This is a genomic window from Streptomyces mutabilis, assembly GCF_014649815.1.
Lineage (GTDB): Bacteria > Actinomycetota > Actinomycetes > Streptomycetales > Streptomycetaceae > Streptomyces > Streptomyces mutabilis.
Genome location: NZ_BMTT01000236.1, coordinates 1 through 576, shown reverse-complemented (window position 1 = coordinate 576; position 576 = coordinate 1). Strand labels below are relative to the sequence as shown.

The window sequence follows — 576 nt, the reverse complement described above, 5'->3', positions numbered from 1 at the left end:
AGAATGAAATCGTTTACTTTGATATATATTTTATTTTATCAAAAGCTGCTACAAATTTTATAATTTACTTACAATCATTTTAGAAACTTACACTGAATTTTAATTTTAAAGGGGTTTTTAGCACACTTTTTCCACAAGAGTAATTGAATACTCAAATATATTTATTATTGCTATGAAAAGCGCTCAGTACATTTAAAATTAATTTTACATTCACGATAATTATCTCATTCGTCTATATTAAGTTTTGAATGTTTGAAATGAGGTTTGGTATCAATATAAAAGAGCCTATGCGACAAATGCACAGGCTCCTTTGTATAAGAGATTTAGCAATCTAATACGATTGTAACTTTAATTTTTATTAATATGTTCTAATAGGCAGAATTAATTGCGTTACAGAATCATCATCTTTTGGTTTTAAGATAAATGGTTTCATTGTACCAAAGAATTCTACTTCTACTTCATCATTATCAATGGCTTTTAAAGCATCCATCATGTATTTTGAGTTGAAAGAAATTTTCAAGTTTCCGCCTTCTACATCATTAGCGTTAACTTCTTCTTTAACAGTACCAATTTCAG

Annotated in this window: 1 protein-coding gene; it reads right to left on the bottom strand. The window is 27.3% G+C overall.

Annotated features, from left to right (window positions below):
* Positions 1–358: 358 nt before the first annotated feature.
* Positions 359–576, bottom strand: a 218-nt coding sequence (locus tag IE142_RS40160) for a hypothetical protein (RefSeq protein WP_502266916.1), incomplete at its 5' end; no start/stop codon positions are given.